Below are 22710 nucleotides of genomic sequence, written 5' to 3' on the forward strand. Positions count from 1 at the left end.
CATATTGGTTGTCGCGTGAACAAAACTGAAGAGAGCAAATCAACATTTGATAGTCAGGCCTTTCTGGCGACGTTGAATACGCGCCCGGGTGTCTATCAGATGTATGATAGCGCTGGCCAGATCCTCTACGTCGGCAAAGCGCGAAACCTCAAGAATCGTGTCAGCAGCTACTTTCGTGCCAGTGCGGTTGGTACCAAGACTCTAGCGCTGGTCGCACGAATACAGCGTGTTGAAGTCACCGTTACCAACAGTGAAACCGAAGCGCTGCTGCTTGAGCAAAGTCTGATCAAACAGCAGCGCCCTCCGTACAACATCCTGCTGCGCGATGACAAATCCTACCCCTATATTTTTATTTCAGATAAAGATACTTACCCGGCTGTGCGTTTTCATCGCGGTGCCAAACGTGCGAAAGGGCGTTATTTTGGCCCTTTTCCAAGCGGTGGCGCGGTGCGGGAAAGCCTTAACTTGCTGCAGAAACTATTCAGAACCCGGCAGTGCGAAGACAGTTTTTTCAGCAACCGATCTCGCCCCTGTCTGCAGTATCAGATCAAGCGTTGTACTGCGCCCTGCGTCGGGTTGATTGATCCTGAGCAATATCAGAACGATATTCGCCATACACAAATGTTCCTTGAAGGGCGTAACAAAACCATTATGAGCGAGCTGGCCCAACAAATGGATGATGCCTCACTCGCACTTGATTTCGAGCAGGCCGCAGAGCTGAGAGATCAGATCACAGCCTTGAGAAAAGTGCAGGAGCAGCAGTATGTTGATGGCCAGGGTGGGGATGCAGACATTCTCGGATGTGCAATGGGCTCGGGTGCTGTCTGTATACACGCGCTATTTGTGCGTGGTGGGCGAATTATCGGTAGTAAGGTTTACCATCCCAAGGTCAGCGTTGAAGAGAGTGTTGATGAGATACTGTCGGCCTTTATTGCCCAGTTTTATCTGTCATCCGTACGTGAAATCCCTCAGGAACTGATCACGACAGTTGAGCTTTCTGATACTGAATGCCTGGAGCAGGCGCTGTCTGATAAGTCCACGCGCAAAGTTGCTATCAAGCACCGTGTTCGCGGAGATCGGGCGGGTTGGCAAAGGCTGGCTCAGACTAATGCCGAGCAGCAGCTGTCCAGCCACCTGGCCAGTAAGCAGAATATCTACAATCGCTTTATCGCGCTGCAAGAGCTGCTGGAGCTGGATACGCCAATACAGCGCATGGAGTGCTTTGATATCAGTCACAGCTCTGGTGAGGCAACTGTGGCTTCCTGCGTGGTGTTTGATGGCAATGGTCCGCTGACATCTGACTATCGTCATTTTAATATTGAAGATATAACGGGCGGTGACGATTACGCTGCTATGCATCAGGCTCTCCATAGACGCTACACGCGCTTGAAAAAGGGAGAGGGTAAAATGCCCGACCTTTTGGTGATTGATGGCGGCAAGGGTCAGGTGACCCAGGCGATGGAGGTGCTCGAAGAGCTCCAGGTCAATGAGGTGCTGGTCATAGGGATCGCCAAAGGGCCGACACGCAAGGCCGGTTTCGAAGTGCTGGTGGCTGGCGATACGGGCAAAGAAACGGTCATCAAGTCAGATTCACCTGCGTTGCACCTGTTGCAGCATATTCGCGATGAAGCGCACCGCTTTGCTATTACTGGCCATCGTGCCCGGAGAGGTAAGGCACGCAAAAAGTCATTACTGGAAGATATACCCGGTGTGGGGGCGAAGCGCAGGAGAGAATTGCTGAAATACTTCGGTAGTGCCAAGGAGATAGAGAACGCAAGTATTGAAGAAATTACAAAAGTCTCTACCATAAGTCGAACGCTTGCGCAGACTATCTACGCAACGCTTCACCCCGATAGCTGATCTGCGGAGTCAGAAACATACATGATCCTGTCAATGAAACTACCAAACCTGCTGACACTGATGCGGATTGTGTTGATTCCCGTTTTTGTGCTGATTTATTACCTGCCTTACAGCTACTCAGAGTTGATTGCGGCTGCGATTTTCGGAATCGCCGCGCTTACAGACTGGCTGGATGGATATCTTGCTCGCCGTCTTGATCAATCGTCACCTTTTGGCGCATTTCTGGACCCTGTTGCGGACAAGCTTATGGTCGCTGCGGCGTTGGTTGTTCTTGTGGAAACCTTTGCGGATCCACTGATTACCATACCCGCTGTAATCATAGTCGGCCGAGAGATCGTGATTTCGGCACTGCGTGAGTGGATGTCGGAAATAGGGGAGCGCGCCAATGTGGCGGTTTCAATGATCGGTAAAGTTAAAACGACATTGCAGATGATCTCTCTGCTGGCTCTGATTGCGGCACCGCCCTGGACTTCGATCTCCTGGATTGGCATCTTCGCGCTTTATGGTGCAGCATTGCTGACACTCTGGTCTATGCTGCTGTATTTAAGGGCTTCCTGGCCGCATATGAGCAACGATATCTAAGTGGTTAATCTTTAAGCAATTTTATTTCAGTTTTACTGTTGACACTGGCGCTGGGTTCTCTATAATACGCCCCACTGTTTGCAACGCGGGAATAGCTCAGTTGGTAGAGCACGACCTTGCCAAGGTCGGGGTCGCGAGTTCGAGTCTCGTTTCCCGCTCCAAACATAGATCAAGAGTGAAAAGGCTGGATGGCAGAGTGGTCATGCAGCGGACTGCAACTCCGTGTACGCCGGTTCGATTCCGACTCCAGCCTCCATTACACTTGATCGATACACCTGCAAGGCTTTCAAGGCTCTCAAGCCATATCAGAAAGCAACACTCCCAGCCTGGGTGGTGAAATCGGTAGACACAGGAGACTTAAAATCTCCCGGGCGTTAGCCCGTGCCGGTTCGAGTCCGGCCCTAGGCACCATGTTTCAAGTTTATTTATTTCAGCCTCTTAGATTTTATTGCACCGGCAACTTGGGTAATAAACAGACTTCTGCCTTCATCCTGTGAATCAAAACGCGTCCCTAGTCGTGACCACTGTGGGTTTTCATGCAGGTGCTTGATCCAGCTTTGAAACTCCTCTGGTAAATCTTCTTTGCTCATTGATTCAACCGTAACGGCATCCACTGCAGCATGGCCGCGGTGTTGCAGCTTGTTCAGTAGATCAAGCTGTCGCAGCAACATTGCACTGAGCGCTGGTTCAGTGGCGCAGATGGAGCGGTGGCCTTTGATTTTAGCGCTTAACTCATGCCTGTAGCGTTGCCCGGTTTGTAGCAGAGCGCCCGCCAGCGCCCCTGTAGCTGTTCCTGCTCCCAGAGACATCCCGGCGGTAAATAGATCAAAACCAGCACCAAGCAGAGCGCCTTTGGCGGCACCTGAGCCAACGGCAACGCCAAACCGCTGCAGGTTAGTGTCGTCAAACAGATCGAGCTTCCATTCACCTTGATCTATGTTCAGTGCCGAGCTGCTGAGGGTGGTGGATTGAAATCGATATAGCTGCAATACGCTTTGCATGCAGCGCGTATCGGCATCACGTATTTTGTCCTGCAGGGTAGCTTGCGCAGTGTTGATGGCGCTCTCGTTATTAGCGCAGTCTATATACAGCCCCCCGGCATCAGTCAAAAGTTCGGATATGATCCTGCAAGCGTTATCAACCAACTCTGATTGCTGCCTCACATGCTGCTCAATAATTGATTCGAGAAGCTCGTATCGATCTGAGAGAATCGTCTGCATCTGCTTGAGCAGGCGCTTCTCATCATCCGCCCTGAAGGCTACGGTATCGAAGACGACCTGGGTGTGGAAATTGAGCCGAGCCAGGTGTTCTTTCCAGGTGCGTGTCTGTGCTGATGGGGAGGCAGTAAAGTTCAGAACGGGGATTGCCGGCCTCGCAGCATAAGCCAGAATCTCCAGCTCATTGATATATTTTCCCAGCACTGGCTCGCGGACATCGATCACATAAAAAAACAGCTCATTACTGAGTAGCTGCCTGACAACTTTGATCTCTTGATCAAATTCGGGATACTCGTGGGTCTTCTTGCAAATCAGGCGCAGTGACTCCAGGCGATCCGCTCCACTTGTTTTCTGAAGCTCCTCAAGGGCCGTCAGCAAGCCGATCGAATCTTCAAAGCCGGGTGTATCAACGAAATCAATTGCCGGTTCGCCATCAAGCAGTAAGCTCGCTGCCTCTGAGTGGCGGGTCGTGCCCGCATGATTGGATACTTCACCAAAGGACTCATCACGCAAGAGCGTTCGCAGCAGAGATGTTTTGCCAGCATTAGTATGGCCAACGACTGCAACCTTAAGGGGGCTGTTGGGTGTCATCTGTCCTTATCCTTATCAATTACGAACATCTGGTGAGGCGGGATGCTGCATCGAGCGGCCAGCTGAATCCAGTCATCGAGTCGTTCCGGGTGTTTTGTCATATCCGCGACAGAAGCCTCAAGCCCTAACCAAAACGTGGCTTGACTACACTCACGTGCTTGTTTGATAAAGCGCTCGATTCCTCGGTCTGGGGTGCGCAGGAATGAGGTGACAACAACCAATGTGTGCCCTTTATGACCTCTTAATTGATCAAATAGCCGTTGTTGCGCCTGACGATCGCTGACTTGCTGAAGAGGTGTGCCCTGTTTAATCGCAGCCGGGGGCCAGTCTGATGGAGAGTCCAGCTCAAATCCGATCCAGTCGGCTGATTCAGGCCCTTGAGGCGCAAGAGGGCTTCTGGGGCTTGATGGGTGTGCCTGCAGGGTAGAGGGCTGCTGCTCATCAGGGTCCAGGATTCCAGCATGCCGGGATGGTGGTTCAAGCTTCCTTATCAGTTGCTGATAAAAAGGGTCGGAAAGATCCAGGCGAAACCTTTCACGTCGGGATAAATACAGCCAATAACTCAAGCTGGCAAAAAGAAGGCGGGGGAGCAGGCCGTAAATAACAATGCACAGGATCAGAAATGAAGCCCATTGAGTGCGTACCTCCGCCAGTTGCTCATCTGCTGCGCCGAGACGACTCAGGTCGACTGTTGTGGCGTTCGGCATATCGAAACCGATAAGCGAAGGGAGATAGCTCAGCATTAGCGTCAGGTGCGTGAAGGCATCTGCATCCAGTAAGGTCGTCTCCCAGACAAAATTTACCTGCCTGGCCAGAAGAACCAGAATTGTACATAGTAAGCCGCCGAGCATGAATCCAACCCATCCAAGATGGCCGACCAGGCTGAAGAGCCAACGCCCATGTGGCGGCTTGGAAAGTATTGCTAAGCAATTGGTTTGTAATAATTCAGACTCCTTTTTAATGCCTGAGGGGGCAGAAAATAAAAGCTTGAACACATGGCTGGACAGGGAGGCCAATACGCCCGAGGAAGATGGAGAACCGTTGAGCAACATCACTGCTAGCCAGATAATCAGCATTATAAGGTGCGGACCCAGCAGTATCAGCAATAGCCAGAAGATATTAACGCCGCTCGCAGAGGGTTGTGCAAACGCCTGAATTGCACCAAGTGCACCCAGGGAAAACATCAGCAGACTGAAAAAAATAGAAAATAATGTTATTTTTCTGGTGGTTGAAGAGATTATTTCTTCTGGAATATCATCATTGAAGCGACTGCAGCTTCGAAGGATGAGCGCCTCCTTGGAGGGGGCTGCTTTGGATCGATCAGCGTGTACATCGGGGCGCCTTGAATTTTCCAGCGAAATTGCCGTAAAAAAATCAATCAATCCATTGTTATGTCTGGCTTTGATTAGCTCGGCTATCAGGCGATCTCGAAAAGTCACAAAGGATTATCCTTGGCATTGCTGGCTGATTCAAAGAGCGATCGAGGTGTGTGCAACCCTCATCCTTGAGGGTGGCGATAGCGGCTGTCAGATCAGTTCGGCCCAGAGGTCGTACTCATCTGCATCGATAACGCGAGCGCGTACAATTGCGCCTGGCTCGAGGTGGGTCGCATCATCAATAAATACCTGACCATCAATTTCAGGTGCGTCTGCCTTGCTCCTGCCGACAGCTCCTTCCTCTACTACTTCATCTATAATCACATCTATCTCGGAACCGATACGTGCCTGCATTTTAGCAGCACTGATGCGCGCCTGAACGGCCATAAATCTATCCCAGCGATCCTGCTTTACATCATCAGGTATGGGGTCGTAAAGCTCGTTTGCGGTAGCGCCATTAACCGGTGAATACTGGAAGCAGCCTACTCGATCAAGCTGGGCTTGCTCCAGAAAATCAAGCAGCAACTGGAAGTCCTCCTCCGTCTCGCCGGGGAAACCTACAATAAAAGTGCTTCGAATAACCAATTCTGGGCAGATTTCGCGCCAGGCTTTGATTCGCTCAAGATTGTTCTCGGCAGCAGCAGGGCGCTTCATTGCTTTCAACACTTTAGGGCTTGCATGCTGGAAAGGGATATCAAGATAGGGCAGGATTTTGCCTGCCGCCATCAGCGGTATCACTTTATCAACAGACGGGTAGGGGTAAACATAATGCAGGCGCACCCATACACCCAGGTCGCCAAGTGCTTCACAGAGTTCAAGCATGCGGGTTTTGACTGGGCGGCCATTCCAGAAGCTAAGTTTATACTTAAGATCAACGCCATAAGCGCTTGTATCTTGAGAAACAATTAGAAGCTCTTTTACGCCAGCTTTAACAAGACGCTCAGCCTCGCTGAGAACGTCGTCCGCCTCGCGCGAGATAAGGTCGCCGCGCAAAGAGGGAATGATGCAGAAAGTGCAGCGATGATTGCAGCCCTCGCTGATTTTAACGTACGCATAATGACGAGGCGTCAGCTTGATACCCTGAGGTGGAACAAGGCTGGTAAACGGATCGTGTGTGGCTTCATAGGGCGCATGTTCATGAACAGCTGAGACGACTGCTTCATATGCCTGTGGCCCCGTGACCGTCAGAACCTGTGGATGCAGCTCAAGAATCTCATCCGCATTCACGCCCATGCAGCCGGTGACGATAACGCGGCCATTTTCTTTAATAGCTTCGCCAATTGCGTCCAGCGACTCGGCCTTGGCACTATCGATAAAGCCACAGGTATTCACCACCACAACATCGGCACCGTCGTAAGAGGGGGATATCTCATAACCTTCTGTACGCAGCTGAGTCAGAATTCTTTCAGAATCGACCAGTGCTTTGGGACACCCCAGACTTACAAAGCCTACCCTTGGTGCGCTCATCTAATAAAAACCTCATAAAATACGAAAACGCAATTTTACAGAAAAGTTCATATACGTGCGAGATGAGACACGTAGCAGCTTCAATATAGCGCCAAATGGCACTATAATACATATCAAACGATATGTACTGTGTATTAATAATATGGCAAAACCTAATAGAACACGCGAACAGGTGCATCAGGCTGCTGATCAACTCCTTCAGCAAGGGATACGCCCAACGCAGCAAAGTGTCAGAGAACTGATCGGAACCGGTAGCCTGACAACTATCAACAAGGCGCTTGGTGAGTGGTGGCAGCAACTGTCGCAGCGCATGTCGCGGCAGGAGCAGCACCCGGAGTTGCCCGAGCCTGTGCTGACTCTTGCATCACAGACATGGGATCGTGCTCTCGCTTATGCCGAAGACAGGTTCAGGGCTCAGCGCCAAGAGCTTCTTGAAAAGCAGCAATCGCTGGAGGAAACTCTAAGGCAGTCCGAAGCCGGTGGCGGGCAGGCTGCACGAGATCTGCAAACGCAAAATGGGCGGCTCCTTGAAAAATGCGAGGTGCTCCATGATCAGAAACGTGAGCTTGAACGCCTTAATATGCAGCTTGAGGAGCGTGCATTTCGCCTGACGGCCGAGAATGAGTCGCTAATCAGGCAGGCGCGAATTGAAGATGGAGCAGGGCGAAGCGGCAGTGCCGATCAGATGATAGAGGCCCAGGTCAGGATAAAAATTCAGGAAGAGGAAATTGACCGCCTTAAGCGCAAGAATGATGAGCTTTTGAACGAGAATGCAACACTCAGAAAGCAACTGATGGCGCGTTAGTTGGTTTTGTGCGATCCTTTTGGTCATGTAGAAAATATTAAATAACACTTTAAATAATCTATTTAAGATATTGATATATGGAACGATATATTGCTGATGAGCTGACGATCTCTGAGATACGGGATATCGTCAGAGAAAGCGCGCAGGGTGATGTACTTTGCTGCTATCAGGAGAGAATTTTCGAGTCAGGCAAGGCCGCTTTGGTGGCAGAAAAGGCTGTTGGCATCACGCTGCAGCTTCTTGATTCCGATCAATATGTTATCCGGCAAGCTTCAAGCCGTAAACGAAGCGAACAGTCAGGTGATAAGCAATTTACCGATCGGCAGTTGACGGTGATCAAAGCACTAGAGAAAGTTTTAAAGCATTGCAAGAAAGAGGGCGTCCAACTTATTGGTTTCAGTGATGAGTTGGTTGCCCAGCCAACTGGTCTCGATCCTCTTGAGCTGATGTCAGCTTATGCACTTGAAGTAGATACGTCGGATGCATACAAGGGAGCTGACAGCCTGCAGGGTAGATAAATCAATCCATTAAGTGCTGATAATTTCACTCCTTTGAGCTAGCATGTAGCTGTAATTATTCCATGTGCACTGTTTGTGGTGATTTTTTTGAAAAAAGAGATACGGCTACTATTGGTTGATGATCATTCAATCATTCGCGCGGGCTATCAGCAGATTCTTCAACGAGATCCGGAGATCAGTGTGGTGGCTGAGGCCGAGAGCAGCCACTGCGCTCTTGATGCCTTTCGCCAATACAAGCCAGATGTCGTCATGCTTGATCTCGCGATTCCGCTCAAAAAGGGCTCCCAGGATGTCTCGACGGCCCATGGGTTGGAGACTATTCGTAGAATTCTTTTGTCTGAGTCAGCGGCAAAGGTGCTCGTCCTTACGGCCATGAACACCGAACCTTACCCATCACAAGTAATGCAAACTGGTGCTTATGGTTATCTTACCAAGAACTGCGCACCTGATGAGTTGGTTAAAGCCTTGCATGCCGTCTTTGATGGCCGCAAGTACCTATCTAAATCCATCACTGCTGAAATTGAGAGTAGCGCTTTGAATGAACAGCTTGTTGGCAAGCTGAGTCATCGTGAGCTGGAAATTTTCACTATGCTGGCTGAGAGCTACTCAGTATCCGATATTGCTAAAACCATCGCCATTAGCCCAAAGACAGTTCATGCGCACAGGGCCAATATTCTGCGCAAGCTGTGCCTGAAGACAAATGCGGACATTGTCCGTCTTGCCATCCGCCAGGGTATCATCGAGTCTTAATTGCCGCTCTGGCGGGCGATACCCATATCCTCATGTTTCTCGTTTCCAATTCATAACCAAACCAACCGGCGTATGCGGAGTTGCAGTCCGCTGTATGGCTGCATTGCTCATCCAAGCGCCATCAAATTTTTAGCTTTTGACCCGGTTTGTGTTGCGTTGCTGCCTAAAAACAGGGTTTGAAGTGATTGCTCGCTATAGGCTACAGCCCAGTATTATTGATATTAACTACTTCGCATAATCTATATTATGTTAAATAAATTATTGTAGTGTCAGTGTAATGATCCATAGCTGCCATCTCTTCCTATAACTTGTTACTTCACCATTGAATCTCATCACTGTTGGTGTTCAGCTGAGTTAATCAGCACTGATGCATTACCGGTAATGGTCATTCGATACATAATATGTATTGTGTATTTTAAGGACTATCTTAATGCGCCCCATCAATCCTGAGAAACTTCTCCGCAGCAAGTGGACGGCCGTAACTCCTCAAAACCGTGAGAAACACTTCATGGTGATTGAGCTAATCCGTGACGAACAGGAGCTTGTTATTTGCTGTGTTATTGAGGCTATTCTATCAAAGCGCACCTTCACTCTACCCTGGCAGAATCTCAGGAGTCGTGAAGTCTGGCATCAGGGATGGAATTAGTTGGGCATGAGTTTTGCTACATTTAACGTAGGATGGAACAAAGTTACTCCTGCTCAGGCAACGGCGCCTGCATCTGCTGATGAAATATTTCAGTAGGTGCAGGCGTTTTTTTATGCATTAAAAACAGTTATATAACTAAGGAACTTATGATGAAGGTGCGGATTTTGATGCTACGAAATGCGCTATTGGGCTGCATAGGTAGCATACGGTCTTTGACTACGCATACTTTCACTGATTATCACTATTGTAGTGCACCAAGTTACCCTTTTAGTGCATGGAGAACATGAGATGAACAATGCACCTATGCTGCAGGCATTTGGCAGACATGAAGCGACACTGCACCAAGCAGACACTCTGGGCACAAGGCTTCCTCATTCAGCATTTTTCCGCGGACGCACACTCAGTAGTCATTTTCAGCCAATATTCAGCCTTGCCCATCGACGTGCAGTCGGCTACGAAGGACTTATTCGCGCCCATGTAAATGGCATTCATGAATCGCCAGCACAGCTTCTTGCCCTTCCCGAATCCAGCAAAGAAAAATTGAAACTTGATCGTATCTGTAGGGCGCTTCATATCCAAAATTTTGCCAGCCAAAATACCGATGACTCCTGGCTGTTCATTAATCTTGACTCTCAGTGTCTTGTGGCTGAGCAGCCTGGTATAGGATTTACAGGTGAACTGCTGAATATGGTGGGTGTTGAGCCGCACAGACTGGTTATTGAAATCATCGAGAGTGAAATCAGTGACCATGCCAAATTACAGCATTTTATAACTCATTTTCGATCATTGGGTTGTCTGATCGCCATTGACGACTTTGGTGCCGGTCACTCCAATATTGACCGGATATGGGAACTGGAGCCCGATATAGTAAAAATTGATCGTGGACTCCTGGCGCGTGCAGGGCGCTCACGCCAGATAGCAAGGCTGTTAAATGGGCTTGTTTCATTGATTCATGAAGCGGGTAGTTTGGTTGTACTGGAGGGAGTTGAGACTGAAGAGGAGGCTCTTATCGCATTCTCTTCCAATGCTGATATGGTACAAGGGTTCTATTTCTCAAAGCCTCAGCCGACCATTTCTGATACCAGCGCACTCGCGGACAGGTTCGATCAACTGCGTCGACGACATCAGTGGGAAACAGCTAGCCGCGGTGCAGATCTACAAATGTATTTGCAGGATATTGAGTCGCTTTTCAGGCTTGCGGTGTCTCAGCTCTGCGCTCAAGGTTCTTTTGAGCAAGGCAGCGCTTTGTTGTTTCAGGATATGCGAACTGTACGATGTTATTTACTTGATAAAGAGGGCTATCAACTGGCCCGTAATATATATGCGCCGCATTATCAACATCTCCTGAATGCCCGTTTCACTCCCCTGCTTTGCGGCAATAATGCTAACTGGGCACACAAGGATTATCATTATCGTGCGATCCAGAAGCCTGGCATGATTCATATCAGCAAGCCCTATCTATCGGTCGCGGATTCACATATGTGTATTACTGTTTCGCAGGCCATACAGATTGGTGATCAAACCCAGGTGCTTTGCTGTGATGTTGACTGGAAGGATTAGCCAGCAAGGCGCCATCAACGCTGTACGAGATCGCTCGTGTTATTAATTTCCTGTAAGATTGGTGGCCAATCTACAGTGTAATTCGGAACGTGCATGCCATCCTTCAGCAGTCTAAATCTGTGCCCTGAACTTCTATACACCCTTGAGTCGCTGGGTTACGTTGAGCCCACAAAAATCCAGTCTATGGCTATTCCTCATATTCTGGCTCGCAAGGATCTGCTTGCAGAGGCGCAGACAGGTTCAGGCAAAACTGCTGCGTTCTCCCTGCCCATGATTGAGCTATTCAGCAAGTCGCCTCTTTCATCAGGCGAGCGCCCTGTTCGCGGCCTGATTCTAACCCCGACTCGTGAGCTGGCTATTCAGGTGGCAGATAACACACTGGCCTATGGTCGGGAGCTGGGTATTAAAGTTGTTTCTATCTATGGCGGAGTCCGTTACGAAGATCAGATACGCAGGCTCAACCGAGGTGCCGATATCCTTGTGGCCACCCCGGGCCGCTTGATTGAAATGCTTCTGCATCAGACTGTTATGCTCGATAAGCTCGAAATACTGGTGCTTGATGAAGCAGACAGAATGCTTGATCTGGGATTTATTGAAGATATACGCAAGGTTATGTCTTTTATGCCAGATGAGCGCCAGACATTACTTTTTTCAGCCACTCTCGGCGGATCGATCGATACCCTGGCTGCGGAGTTGCTGAATAATCCTGTCAGTGCCTGTGCCACGCCATCCAACACAACTGTATCCAGCATTAAACAACGCGCTTATTATGTTGATAATAAAGATAAATCAGATATTCTTAGCTACCTTATCTCTGGTTGTAACTGGTCGCAGACACTCGTTTTTACGCGCACCAAAAAACGCGCGGATCAGGTTGCCAGCTACCTTGAACACGAGGGCATCAGTACGGTTTCCTTACATGGTGATCGCACCCAGCGTGAGCGTAATGCTGCGCTACACGCATTTGTAAACAGAGATGTACGTGTGCTGGTCGCGACAGATGTAGCTGCCAGAGGACTTGATATAGAGTCCCTGCCCCAGGTAATTAATTACGATCTTCCTAACCAGCCCGAGGCTTATGTCCATCGAATCGGTCGTACCGGCCGAGCTGGCAAGTCCGGTCTGGCGATCTCGCTGGTCGCACCGGATGAGCGACGATTTCTGGTGGATATTTGTGCTCTTATCGGAAAGGAGATCCCTCTTCTGGGCGTACCTACTATCGAACAGGGTAAGCTGGTCGATGGCCCCAAGGTAACTCCGGCACGCCCTGATAATCAGGCGAGCCCGAAAAAGAAAAGCTCTGGACAGCCACACAAAGCAGCCAAACAAAAGGGGTCTGGTACGCCAAAGCGTAGCAAGGCCGCTCAGAAGTCAGTGCCTGGACGAAGCGAAAAACCGACCGTCACGATGGATACGGGAGTGAGTGATGTCGGGAATAGTGCGGGTAGACGCTCTATTTTTCAGAAATGACTAAAATATCAGCCTGTAGAAAGTCTGTTTTTACCGGAGCTTTTGGCTTCATACAGCCTGTCATCAGCTAACCGGATCAGGGTATCCGGTTCTTCAATAGACGTTGTTGTAGATGCCAGACCAGCACTGATCGTCAACTTTTCATAGGGGCTTTCTGGATTGACGATATAAAGTGTCTCGACAGCTTCTATTGCTCTCAAGCCTACATCTACAGCCTCGTTGCCATCGGTGTCTGGCAGTATGATGGCAAACTCCTCCCCACCATAACGATAGATACGATCGCTGGCGCGAAGTGTTTTCGATATGGCGCTGACTATCTGCTTAAGTGCTTCGTCACCATCTGCATGACCAAAGGCATCATTATAGGATTTGAAATAATCGATATCACACATAATCAGAGAAAATGGTTTGGATCCTCGCTTGTATTGTGCGAGGTGGCCGAGCAGGTCGCTGTCTAGTGCTCGTCGGTTATGAGCGCCTGTGAGGGGATCTTCCAAGGCTTGCTGCATCCAGTTGAGTTTATCTCTGATACTCTGCGTGAATGCCCTTCTCTGCTTCTCATGCATCCACCAGAAACCTAAGCCGATCACATAGAAAAGAATGGTACCCCAGAGAAATACACGCTGATGCCAGTCTATACTCTCGACCATCTCCATCGCTACAACAGATCGCCGGCTCCACTGGCCCATCTCAATTACAGTGGCGCATTGTATGACGGGAAGTAAATGTGCTACTGATTCGCGTGAATCCGGCACCTCCGGACTATCTATGAGGCGATCGAAATCATCAAGCAGTGCCAGGCTGGCTTCTGTACAATCGTAACGCTCACGATAAAGGCCTATGTCAAGAAAGCCATAGGCAAGATCCAGGTTGGTTTTTACTTTTTTGAGTGCTTCTTCAGTGAGAGACTCGGTTCCCAGTGTTTCCAGACTTGCCTGAAGGTAAGTGCGTGAACGTGTTGCCAACTGCTGTCCAGCCAGTGTTCCGGCATCACCGAAATAGCGCTGCATCTCAGGGTAAAACCATCTGACCTCATAGGCTACCCATATTAATACTATGCTGAAGCTCATGAAGCTCAGCCATAACCATCCTAGCCGGTTACGTAAAAAGCTCCATATCACTGAACCGCCTCGATACTTTTGATCATCCATACCCAGTCATTAAAGTGGCGCAGGTTCTCGGGATCGCGTCCGGTGTAGTCTTTTTCAAGCAAACGGATCGGGCCTTGCTGTCGGAGACCCAGCTCTCGTCCATTTTCATGCGTTATCAGAACCCAGTTCGCTTTGTCCCAGTCGTTAAGAGTGCTTTTGTAATCATCATGAGCTGTCAGTCGAATGGTGGTTGGGTAGGGATCAAAATACTGTGAAAGCAATGTGTGCAGCATTAAGCCTCGTACTTGAACGGTTTCACGCCTGAAAGGCTCATACAATTCAAACTCAATATCCGCCTGCTCTCTCAAAGTATCAACTAATATATCAGTTGTTTTTTCTTTTTGAATCAAAGTGATGTAATGAGTGTCCGAGAAAGAGTGTGAGCTTGTAACCAATAGAATTAAGGCTAGTATCACTCGTAATGGAATCATTTTTTCGGCGGTCTCCTTCAGTTAAACCGGCTCATTACGTATATCGTCAGACGCTAATGCTGCCATTTCTTACGACAGTCCACAAGCGGTCTGGGTTTGATTTCAGGTTTTTAAGAGACTTTTATGGCCAGAGTTACACCTCTGCGTAGATGCTGAACGTGTCACTCAATCGAGTAGTGAGGCCTGTCGAAATGTATCGCTTGAAACCAGCGCCGAATTGTTTGGGTGCTCAGGTTGGTACTGAGCTATATTGAAGCTGCTGCGGGTGGAGTGCTTGATCAAATATTGGGCCTCATCTGCTTGGCGCAGAAGGGTTCTAGGCTCCTCATTGATCATCCAATCACCTGGTGCTTCTATCATGCAGGCCCCCATACTGACCGTCAAATACTGGCTGGTGGGAGATGAGCAATGCTCAATGAACAGGCTCGCCAGTGCTACTTCAATATTCAGCATCATTTGTTCAAGTTGCTCATAATCCAGACCGACCAGAATCAGAGCAAACTCCTCTCCCCCATATCTGGCAACAAAATCTGAAGTTCGCTGTACTTGCGAGCTGAGCATTTGAGCAACTTTGATCAACGCATCATCGCCGGCAACATGTCCGTAGCTGTCATTGAAAAGTTTGAAGTGATCAATATCGAGCATAATGACGCAAAGGCTATTCTCTGAGCGCATCGCCCTTCGCCATTCAACTTCGAGCCTTTCCTGAAAAGCTCGCCTGTTTGCTATGTCAGTCAAACCATCGATATTGGATTTTTGAATCAGCTTTACTCTTTGCTTTTCAACAAGATGTACAAGGCTGTTGAATGAGTCTCTAAGTTGATTCAGCTCGGTGAATAGCAGGCTCTGTCGTATCTGTATGGGACGCCCTATCTCGAGCATCTTAGATACAACCAGATTCGCACGCCTGATCGGTGTCAGTATCAGATAGGACGTCACCGCCATCATCAGAAGAGGCAGAACAGCCAGAAAAAATACGATCAGAATAGTCAGTAGATCCAGTCGTTCCGGGATACTGTCAAGCGTATGGCGGATCTGAAGCACTCCAACAACCTGCCCTTCCGTGTTCATCAGAGGACGGTAGCGCTGTATCTGAAGTCCATCAAAAGCACTTGTCCATTGCTCTTCTGACACAGGTGCAATACTGACATCACTTAACAGCGACAGGTCAACGCGGGCAACTCTTGAGATGCGCTCAAGCACTTTGCCATCAACTTGCCTCACCATGGTCAGATAGCCAGCTGCTGGACCTTCTCGTGTCGAAGAGAGTACCGCGCGTGTTACAAACAGAAAAGGTGTGCCATTAAATGCAGTAAAACCGGCATGGCGATGTTCAGGAGCATCAGGTACGAATGAAAAATCTCCCAGCATGGACTCGGTAAATTCAATGAATGCGGGCTGGCGCATCAAAATTGAACCATCGGTTTCATCAACCAGAATGCTATTGACAGGCTGGCGCTGAAGATCAGACAGAATCAGCATATCAATTTTTAACGCATCCAGAGCCGCTGGCATCAGGTTGTCGTCAGCATACTCGGGTTTGTTTCCACGCAGGAAGTCGGCTGTTTCGGTCCATGTCGCCCAGTCATCCACCTGGACATCCAGGCCATCCAACTCGTTGGCAAAGCCCGCATGAATACTATCCAGCTCACGATGTTGCAGCTCTTCAGCCTGTTCAATGAATGCTGGGTACATCACAAGTAAGCGCACTGCGAGCACGATTAATATCATCAGCAGGCAAATCAGTGCCGTATTGATCAGCACAAACGTACCAAGCGAGAGATTACGCTTAGTATTCCTCATTAATAGTGCCAGAAACGTCTGATAGATGAGCGTAAGGACTTGCGACAGCAACAGATACGAAGCATCCCATCTTCCTGATATACATACCACATCAAATATTAACCACTTATTATTTTAGTTGGAGGATAATTAACCAGAAAGAGTAGCCTATTTTTTCTGTATGTCCATCATGAAAAATTATTTTACGTAAAAAATGCACACAAATGCATATTCGCTATTGCAAATGATAATACATCGTATTATTATTAAATCTCATTGACAGGTCGAACATCTATCCGTTCAGGGTAGTCTGTTCATGGTGCTTGCACCATATTCAGCCGCAGATCTCTGGCAGGGTCTGCGGTTTTTTTATGCCAACAATCTTATACCACCACCTTTGATGTCACGACTACCCTATTGCGGCCAAGATGTTTGGCTTCATAGAGAGCTGCGTCAGTTCTTGCCAAAGGGGTGTCAACATTAAGATCTGTTATTGAGAGTCTGGTCAGGCCAATACTGACTGTCACCCTGAGATCAGTACCATCAGGTAAAGGGATGACTGTCTCTTCAATGGTCGATCTAAGCCGCTCTGCAAATTGAAGTGCCCCTTCAATATCTGTACCGGGAAGCGCAATCGCAAACTCCTCGCCACCCAACCGTCCGATAAAATCAACTTCACGTAAGCTGTTCTGACACACCTGACTGAAGATTTTAAGCACTTCATCACCTTGAGCATGGCCGAAACGGTCATTGATCGATTTAAAGTGGTCAATATCCAGCATCAGCAATGAGACAATTGCATCATAACGCCGCGTGCGTAGAAGCTCTTGAGTCAATCTGTCGAGGAAATAACGACGATTGGCCAGTCCTGTGAGTGTGTCGGTTGTGGCGAGCCTTCGCAGTTCGCTTTCACGCTGCTTTCTGAGCGTGATGTCACGATATACCCAGAGTACACCCAGGTGCTCACTGCCTTCACTGACAGGAAGAAAGTCACGTTCCATGGTGCGTCCGTCGGCAAAAATCACTTCATCGTTGAATGAAGGCTGTTTCATCTCCAGAAGTGAATCCATCTGTGTCTGCTGTGTTTCTGGTTCATCAAATGCGCTTATGCTTTCGGACATGAGCTTTCTGGCATCGGAACCGACCAGGGTTCTCATGTTTTTTTCAAACCTGAAAATTCGACAATAGGCTGTATTGACCAGAACAACACACCGACGCTCATCTTCTATCATCAGTGCACCGGGAAAGTCCTCAATAATCAGTTCCAGTCTTTTGCGTGTGACTCTGAGTTTTTCTTCTGTCTCCTGCTGCTCGGTCACATCTACAAAGCTACCCACGAGTTCAGTTGCTACACCCTGTTGATTGCGAACAACCTTGCATCGGTCTTCCAACCAGAGCCAGTTGCCCAATGCATGATAGAAACGATAGCGACGGACAGTTCGATCATCTTCCCACTGAGACCAGTCTGCCTGAATTGTGTCCTTGCCTACATCATCCGGATGAATGTTGTCACTCCACCAGTTTGGGTTGGCATACACCTCATTCACCTTGTAACCTAGCTTGTGCATCACGTTCGGTGCAATGTAAGTCACTTTATGGGTTTCCAGCGAGACACTGTAAGTGACAGCAGGAGACGCAGCCAGTAATGAATCGAGCTGAGTATGTGTTTTCTCAAGCTCTTCTGTCGCTATATCTACACGATGTTGCAGCCCCTTGCGCATCAGATTCAGCAGCCAGATAACCAGTGTAGTGGCAACAAAAAATGCCACAAGGAGGGATAACAACAAGTAGCGTTGATTCTTCCTCCAGCTACTGATCAACTCAGTTTTATCCTGCCACATGATAACAGTGCCGACAGGCTCACGACTCGGCTGCTGCTCGCCAAGGAAATCCCGCATTGGAAATTGAGTCATAAGATATGTTTTCCCTTCCCACTCCAACAGTGATGTATTGAGTGCAAAGCCGGATTGTTGTGGTGATATCAGCCCATTATCCAGCCAGGTCAATAGGTCCGGACGTGTACTTGCTTCAATATAACAGCGACATTCATGGTTAGAGGTGCGCTCCTCTGGATCAAGCTCATCCCAGGAAACCGCGTCGCGCGCATGATGACTGAGTGTGACGGCAATGCCAGCACCGAGATCCCGATCCAGTCGTTCAATCATATCATCCAGCGAGGTGCCTGCTTCGAGCGTGCCAACATACTCCCTGTGGCCATCTGAAAACTCATAAAAGAACGGCACTACGCCACGCAATCCTGAGTAAAACCGCCCTATTTCAAACCCGGTTTGTGCTGTCAATGTATGATTGGTTGCCGCCAGAATTGGTCTGACATCACTGAGTTTGTCGCCGAACTGATCTGGCACGTGCACGCGAAGAAATGAAGTGGAGTCCGGTGGAAGATGAAAATGCAGTTGCCTGAGGCCAAAGCTATTCTGCATTGATATCCAACCATCTGACACCTGTTGAAACAGCGCTGCCCTCAAGCGTGCCGACTCCTCAGCTCCCCGACCTCCACCCTCTGCTCTGACCATGTTGCGGGCAGCGAAGAACAGCTCTTGAACCTGAGGGTCTGATGTGAAGACAGAAGCGAGTACAACCATCTGCTGGCTCAGGTTACTGATTGAGATGTCATACGCGCTTTTCAGCGACTGAGAATCGCGTTGCAGTGATGTTTCCAGGTCATTGCGATTGATTGTCTGAAACAGAAAGAAAATGGCTATGAAAATCACTGCCAGCAAACCGCTGACCTGAAGAATGACCGGAAATAAGGGGCGACTACGCATCTAGGCACCATAACAGAATGAAAAACCTATATTGCCCGAAACAGATAGTGCTATCCATCTATACAAAAGATAGACACTAAAGATGAAAAGTATAGCTACATTACCAGTGGAGTTCCGGGTCAGGCATAAGTTTTGGCATAAGTAAGTTCTGGCATAGAAACTGCTACTTACTCATAGAGCAGTCGTTTCCATGCGAAGATCTGATCCATGCACCTTGTTGGGTCGATCAGTGTCCATCAGGGGTGATCGATGAGCGAAAATGAGGCATTGAATGCTTTATGGCTGATGATTGGCGCAATACTGGTGCTGATCATGCAAGGTGGGTTTCTCTGTCTGGAATCTGGCCTGACTCGAAGCAAGAATGCCATCAATGTCGCACTGAAAAATGCATTTGATCTACTCGTCGCAGCGATGCTCTTCTGGTTATTCGGCTTCGGTATCATGTTTGGTGACCACCAGCCAACAAGGCTAGATACACAATGGCTTGCCGCTGACTTCAGTCAGGATGACAGTGTCTGGCATGCGAGCTTCTTTTTCTTTCAGCTCACCTTTTGCGCAACAGCTGCCACAATTGTATCCGGTGCCATTGCCGAGCGAACACGCTTTATTACCTATATTTTTTTGACGATTCTGATAAGTCTGGCGCTTTATCCTGTATTCGGTCACTGGGCCTGGAGTGGTGTATTGAATGCGGATTCAGGTTGGCTCGAAAAGCTTGGCTTTGTTGATTTCGCCGGTAGCACAGTCGTACACAGTGTGGGTGGATGGGTGGCCCTGGCAGCTGTGATTGCTGTTGGACCTCGACAGGGGCGCTTCAAAAAGAACAAAGTCAGGCATATCCCCGGCAGCAACCTTCCACTGTCGATGCTGGGCATGATCTTCTTTATCATCGGTTGGATAGGTTTTAATGGTGGCAGTACCCTGGGGTTCAGTAAAGAGATACCCGGCATCGTTGTGAACACGCTGATAGCTGCAGCCAGTGGCGGTATTGTCGGCATGCTGATGGGACATGTTTCGATCGAGCGAAACCAGACCACGCCGCTGACTATAAATGGCACGCTCGCAGGGCTGGTTGCTATCACGGCGGGATGTCATGCCGTCAGCACTCCGCATGCCGCAGTCATTGGTGCAATCGGTGCAGTTGTCATGGTGATGGCTGAAAAATGGATGCTGCGCAAAAAACTGGACGATGCCATTTCAGCAGTGCCTGTCCATCTTGCTGCCGGTATCTGGGGAACGATTGCCGTTGCACTACTGGGAGACCCACAACGGCTTGATACCGGGCTGACACAGTTGCAGCAGCTTCAGGTGCAACTGATGGGAATTGTGGCCTGTGCGCTGTATGTCTTTCCGTTGGCATACCTCTTTCTGATGCTGCTCAAACGATTCATTCCCCTGCGCGTAACTGAGCAGGCTGAAGAGGATGGGCTGAATGTTTCTGAGCATGGTGCCAGAACCGAACTGAGTCAGCTGCTGAATGCAATGCAGTTGCAGGAGCGCATGGGGGACCTGAAAGCCAGGGTGCCAGTGGAGCCCTTTACTGAAGTCGGTCAGATAGCCGCTCAATATAATCGTGTGATGGCAAACCTGAATCGCATGGTGACGCGCACGCGGTTGATTATCCGAGATATGCGTGATGGTGTAATCACCTTCTCAAAAACAGGTGTCATCACCAGTGCAAACCCGGGCATGGAGCTTCTGTTCAAACGAACCAGTGATGATATGGTTGGACAGCCTGCCGGAGCCCTCCTCCATGATGACACGAGCAGACACTTTCCCGGAACCGCACTGGCCGATCTGCTACCGAGACTGGCATCCAGCCACCATGAAGGTCCTCACGAACTGGTGGCACAAGACAGCCAGGGGCGTTCGTTCGCAATTGAGGTCACAACGGCTGCCAGCCCGACAGATGATGGTGTTCAATACAGTGCCGTGATCCGTGACATCAGTGAGCGCAAAAAGATGGAAGCCCGGTTACACCGCCACTCAGAGTTAGCACAGGTGACACTAGAAGCGATTACTGAAGCTGTTGTTACCTGTGATGATGCCATGAAGGTGATATATCTTAATCCGATGGCATCACGTCTGACCGCCTGGGGGCAGCAGGAGGCATTTGGTTTGCAAGTGGATGAGGTGATCCAGTTGTATACTCGCGAAAATGATCCTGTTTCACTCTCATCTCTATGCAACACACAGGACGCACCGTCAGACGGATCTGGACCATCTGGTGTAGCTGGGCCCTCTGGTGTAGCTGGAAAGTATCATCAGTTCTCTTTGGTCAATCATCATGGCGAGCGAGCCGAGATACAGCTGAATTTTGCTCCCCTGCACGATCATCTGGGGAAAAGGATTGGATGGGTCATTGCGATTCAGGATATTACCCAGCACAGTCATTTGCAGGCGCAGCTGACCTTTCAGGCGGTGCATGACACACTAACGGGCCTGATCAATCGGCGCGAGTTTGAACGCAGACTTGACGCTTTGATCAGCGAAGCGCAGCTAAACAACTCTGAACACCTGCTTTGCTATCTGGACCTGGATCAGTTCAAACTGGTCAATGACTCCTGTGGTCACCGCGCCGGAGATGTACTACTCAAACAGCTTTCAGGACTGTTGAAGCCTGTTCTGCGTCAGAGTGATACGCTTGCCCGGCTGGGGGGCGATGAGTTCGGAGCCCTGCTCTCTTTCTGCCCACTCGAGCAAGGAGTGGAGCTTGCCGAGTCACTTCGACAGGTGATTGCCGATTTCCGATTCTCATGGGAGGGGCAGGTGTTCTCGGTTGGCGTGAGTATAGGCATAGTGCGTATAAATGCACTTTGTGGCACGCTCGATGAGGTGCTGAGCAATGCGGATACCGCCTGCTATACCGCTAAGGATCTTGGGCGTAACCGCGTGCATGTCTATGAACCTGAAAATCAGGAGGTGATCGAACGACAAGGGCAAATTCAATGGGGAAGTCGTATACAGGATGCGATAGATCACGACAGTTTCCGGCTTTTTTTCCAGACCATCAGGCCACTGGATAAGAACAGGGCCGACATACCTCATTACGAAATATTGATCCGATTACTGGACGATAAGCAGCATATCGTTCCTCCCGGTGCCTTCATTCCTGCCGCTGAACGCTTTGGGCTGATGCCTCAGATAGACCGTTGGGTAATACGCAATACACTGGCCTGGATGGGTGATCAGATCAGGCAACATGGTGCCCCTCTTTTCTGCTCAATCAACCTCTCGGGTACCTCAATCGGCAGAGAGGATGTGCTGGAGTGTATCCGCGAGCAGGTCAGGAAGCACAGAGTACCAGCCGAATATATCTGCTTTGAAATCACTGAGACGGCCGCCATGTCAGATCCATCTCATGCCGGAAGTTTTATTCAGGAGTTGAAACAACTGGGATGCCAGTTCGCTCTGGATGATTTCGGCAGCGGCTTGTCATCCTTTGGCTATTTGAAGCTGTTACCGGTCGATTACCTGAAAATAGACGGTATATTCATCCGCGAGCTTGCCGAAAATGTGATTGATCAGGCGATGGTAGATTCCATCAACAACATCGGTCATATCATGGGCCTGAAAACCATTGCCGAGTGTGTGGAAAACGAAGAAACTCTGAACATTCTACAGACATTGGGGGTGGATTATGTGCAGGGTTATCATATCTCCCGTCCTGCACCACTGGAAACCCTCAGCAACGTCAGGGTAATGCCACGCTGAACAT

16 protein-coding genes and 3 tRNA genes are annotated in these 22710 nt (G+C 49.3%); 12 read left to right on the forward strand and 7 right to left on the reverse strand.

The features are described from left to right. The first annotated feature begins 15 nt into the window (after positions 1–15). From uvrC to ACK3CJ_RS11135, 5 genes are all read left to right on the forward strand, one after another. Positions 16–1860 (forward strand): excinuclease ABC subunit UvrC, encoded by a 1845-nt coding sequence (gene uvrC / locus ACK3CJ_RS11115; protein WP_409526465.1) that lies wholly within the window; start codon positions 16–18, stop codon positions 1858–1860. 33 nt (positions 1861–1893) lie between these two features. Then, positions 1894–2442: a CDP-diacylglycerol--glycerol-3-phosphate 3-phosphatidyltransferase gene (gene pgsA / locus ACK3CJ_RS11120; RefSeq protein ID WP_409526466.1), complete on the forward strand. Its 549-nt coding sequence runs from the start codon at positions 1894–1896 to the stop codon at positions 2440–2442. Positions 2443–2527: 85 nt separating this feature from the next. Beyond that, positions 2528–2603: transfer RNA gene (locus tag ACK3CJ_RS11125), tRNA-Gly, on the forward strand. 21 nt (positions 2604–2624) lie between these two features. Next, positions 2625–2698 (forward strand) — tRNA-Cys (locus ACK3CJ_RS11130). Between the two features lie 68 nt (positions 2699–2766). After that, a tRNA-Leu gene (locus ACK3CJ_RS11135) sits at positions 2767–2853 on the forward strand. A 14-nt stretch (positions 2854–2867) separates the two neighbouring features. On the opposite strand, the gene ACK3CJ_RS11140 is transcribed toward ACK3CJ_RS11135, so the two are convergent. From ACK3CJ_RS11140 to rimO, 3 genes are all read right to left on the reverse strand, one after another. Further along, complete coding sequence (locus tag ACK3CJ_RS11140) at positions 2868–4250, reverse strand: GTPase/DUF3482 domain-containing protein (protein WP_409526467.1); 1383 nt, start codon at positions 4248–4250, stop codon at positions 2868–2870. Then, positions 4247–5689 (reverse strand): DUF2868 domain-containing protein, encoded by a 1443-nt coding sequence (locus ACK3CJ_RS11145; RefSeq protein WP_409526468.1) that lies wholly within the window; start codon positions 5687–5689, stop codon positions 4247–4249. The genes ACK3CJ_RS11140 and ACK3CJ_RS11145 overlap by 4 nt, the downstream gene beginning before the upstream one ends. 87 nt (positions 5690–5776) lie before the next feature. Continuing rightward, positions 5777–7093, reverse strand: coding sequence for a 30S ribosomal protein S12 methylthiotransferase RimO (rimO, locus tag ACK3CJ_RS11150; protein WP_409526469.1), 1317 nt, complete (start codon positions 7091–7093; stop codon positions 5777–5779). Between the two features lie 142 nt (positions 7094–7235). Between rimO and ACK3CJ_RS11155 the strand changes: the two genes are divergently transcribed. The 6 genes from ACK3CJ_RS11155 (at position 7236) to ACK3CJ_RS11180 (ending at position 12842) form a co-directional block, all read left to right on the forward strand. After that, positions 7236–7898, forward strand: coding sequence for a DNA-binding protein (locus ACK3CJ_RS11155; RefSeq protein WP_409526470.1), 663 nt, complete (start codon positions 7236–7238; stop codon positions 7896–7898). A 77-nt stretch (positions 7899–7975) separates the two neighbouring features. Further along, positions 7976–8416 (forward strand): response regulator, encoded by a 441-nt coding sequence (locus tag ACK3CJ_RS11160; protein ID WP_409526471.1) that lies wholly within the window; start codon positions 7976–7978, stop codon positions 8414–8416. Positions 8417–8503: 87 nt separating this feature from the next. Next, the gene (locus ACK3CJ_RS11165) at positions 8504–9166 is read left to right on the forward strand and encodes a response regulator (RefSeq protein WP_409526472.1); all 663 of its coding nucleotides are present in this window, start codon (positions 8504–8506) and stop codon (positions 9164–9166) included. Positions 9167–9674: 508 nt separating this feature from the next. Then, entirely contained in the window at positions 9675–9812 is a 138-nt protein-coding gene (locus ACK3CJ_RS11170; RefSeq protein WP_409526587.1) for a TIGR02450 family Trp-rich protein, read from the forward strand. 288 nt (positions 9813–10100) lie between these two features. Then, a complete protein-coding gene (locus ACK3CJ_RS11175) occupies positions 10101–11372 on the forward strand; it encodes an EAL domain-containing protein (RefSeq protein WP_409526473.1) in 1272 nt (423 codons plus the stop codon). Positions 11373–11465: 93 nt separating this feature from the next. Further along, positions 11466–12842, forward strand: coding sequence for a DEAD/DEAH box helicase (locus tag ACK3CJ_RS11180; RefSeq protein ID WP_409526474.1), 1377 nt, complete (start codon positions 11466–11468; stop codon positions 12840–12842). 8 nt (positions 12843–12850) lie between these two features. Here ACK3CJ_RS11180 and ACK3CJ_RS11185 read toward each other — a convergent pair whose 3' ends face one another. From ACK3CJ_RS11185 to ACK3CJ_RS11200, 4 genes are all read right to left on the reverse strand, one after another. Beyond that, complete coding sequence (locus ACK3CJ_RS11185) at positions 12851–13912, reverse strand: GGDEF domain-containing protein (RefSeq protein ID WP_409526475.1); 1062 nt, start codon at positions 13910–13912, stop codon at positions 12851–12853. A 47-nt stretch (positions 13913–13959) separates the two neighbouring features. Then, entirely contained in the window at positions 13960–14424 is a 465-nt protein-coding gene (locus ACK3CJ_RS11190) for a hypothetical protein (protein WP_409526476.1), read from the reverse strand. A 165-nt stretch (positions 14425–14589) separates the two neighbouring features. Continuing rightward, positions 14590–16227 carry a diguanylate cyclase domain-containing protein gene (locus ACK3CJ_RS11195; protein ID WP_409526477.1) on the reverse strand — a complete coding sequence of 546 codons (1638 nt, stop codon included), beginning with the start codon at positions 16225–16227 and terminating at the stop codon, positions 14590–14592. 362 nt (positions 16228–16589) lie between these two features. Continuing rightward, the gene (locus ACK3CJ_RS11200) at positions 16590–18992 is read right to left on the reverse strand and encodes a sensor domain-containing diguanylate cyclase (RefSeq protein ID WP_409526478.1); all 2403 of its coding nucleotides are present in this window, start codon (positions 18990–18992) and stop codon (positions 16590–16592) included. A 249-nt stretch (positions 18993–19241) separates the two neighbouring features. Here ACK3CJ_RS11200 and amt point away from each other — a divergent pair, with 249 nt between their 5' ends. After that, positions 19242–22706, forward strand: coding sequence for an ammonium transporter (gene amt / locus ACK3CJ_RS11205; RefSeq protein WP_409526479.1), 3465 nt, complete (start codon positions 19242–19244; stop codon positions 22704–22706). Positions 22707–22710: the final 4 nt, after the last annotated feature.

Origin of the sequence: Nitrincola salilacus (genome assembly GCF_046271865.1) — a bacterium.
GTDB lineage: Bacteria > Pseudomonadota > Gammaproteobacteria > Pseudomonadales > Balneatricaceae > Nitrincola > Nitrincola salilacus.

Bases quoted from the DNA above. Each gene is read 5' to 3' on its own strand.
- pgsA (WP_409526466.1), top strand. From the start codon at position 1,894: ATGAAACTACCAAACCTGCTGACACTGATGCGGATTGTGTTGATTCCC.
- ACK3CJ_RS11140 (WP_409526467.1), bottom strand. From the start codon at position 4,250: ATGACACCCAACAGCCCCCTTAAGGTTGCAGTCGTTGGCCATACTAAT.
- rimO (WP_409526469.1), bottom strand. From the start codon at position 7,093: ATGAGCGCACCAAGGGTAGGCTTTGTAAGTCTGGGGTGTCCCAAAGCA.
- ACK3CJ_RS11155 (WP_409526470.1), top strand. From the start codon at position 7,236: ATGGCAAAACCTAATAGAACACGCGAACAGGTGCATCAGGCTGCTGAT.
- ACK3CJ_RS11160 (WP_409526471.1), top strand. From the start codon at position 7,976: ATGGAACGATATATTGCTGATGAGCTGACGATCTCTGAGATACGGGAT.
- ACK3CJ_RS11170 (WP_409526587.1), top strand. From the start codon at position 9,675: ATGGTGATTGAGCTAATCCGTGACGAACAGGAGCTTGTTATTTGCTGT.
- ACK3CJ_RS11175 (WP_409526473.1), top strand. From the start codon at position 10,101: ATGAACAATGCACCTATGCTGCAGGCATTTGGCAGACATGAAGCGACA.
- ACK3CJ_RS11180 (WP_409526474.1), top strand. From the start codon at position 11,466: ATGCCATCCTTCAGCAGTCTAAATCTGTGCCCTGAACTTCTATACACC.
- ACK3CJ_RS11185 (WP_409526475.1), bottom strand. From the start codon at position 13,912: ATGAGCTTCAGCATAGTATTAATATGGGTAGCCTATGAGGTCAGATGG.
- ACK3CJ_RS11190 (WP_409526476.1), bottom strand. From the start codon at position 14,424: ATGATTCCATTACGAGTGATACTAGCCTTAATTCTATTGGTTACAAGC.
- ACK3CJ_RS11195 (WP_409526477.1), bottom strand. From the start codon at position 16,227: ATGAGGAATACTAAGCGTAATCTCTCGCTTGGTACGTTTGTGCTGATC.
- ACK3CJ_RS11200 (WP_409526478.1), bottom strand. From the start codon at position 18,992: ATGCGTAGTCGCCCCTTATTTCCGGTCATTCTTCAGGTCAGCGGTTTG.
- amt (WP_409526479.1), top strand. From the start codon at position 19,242: ATGAGCGAAAATGAGGCATTGAATGCTTTATGGCTGATGATTGGCGCA.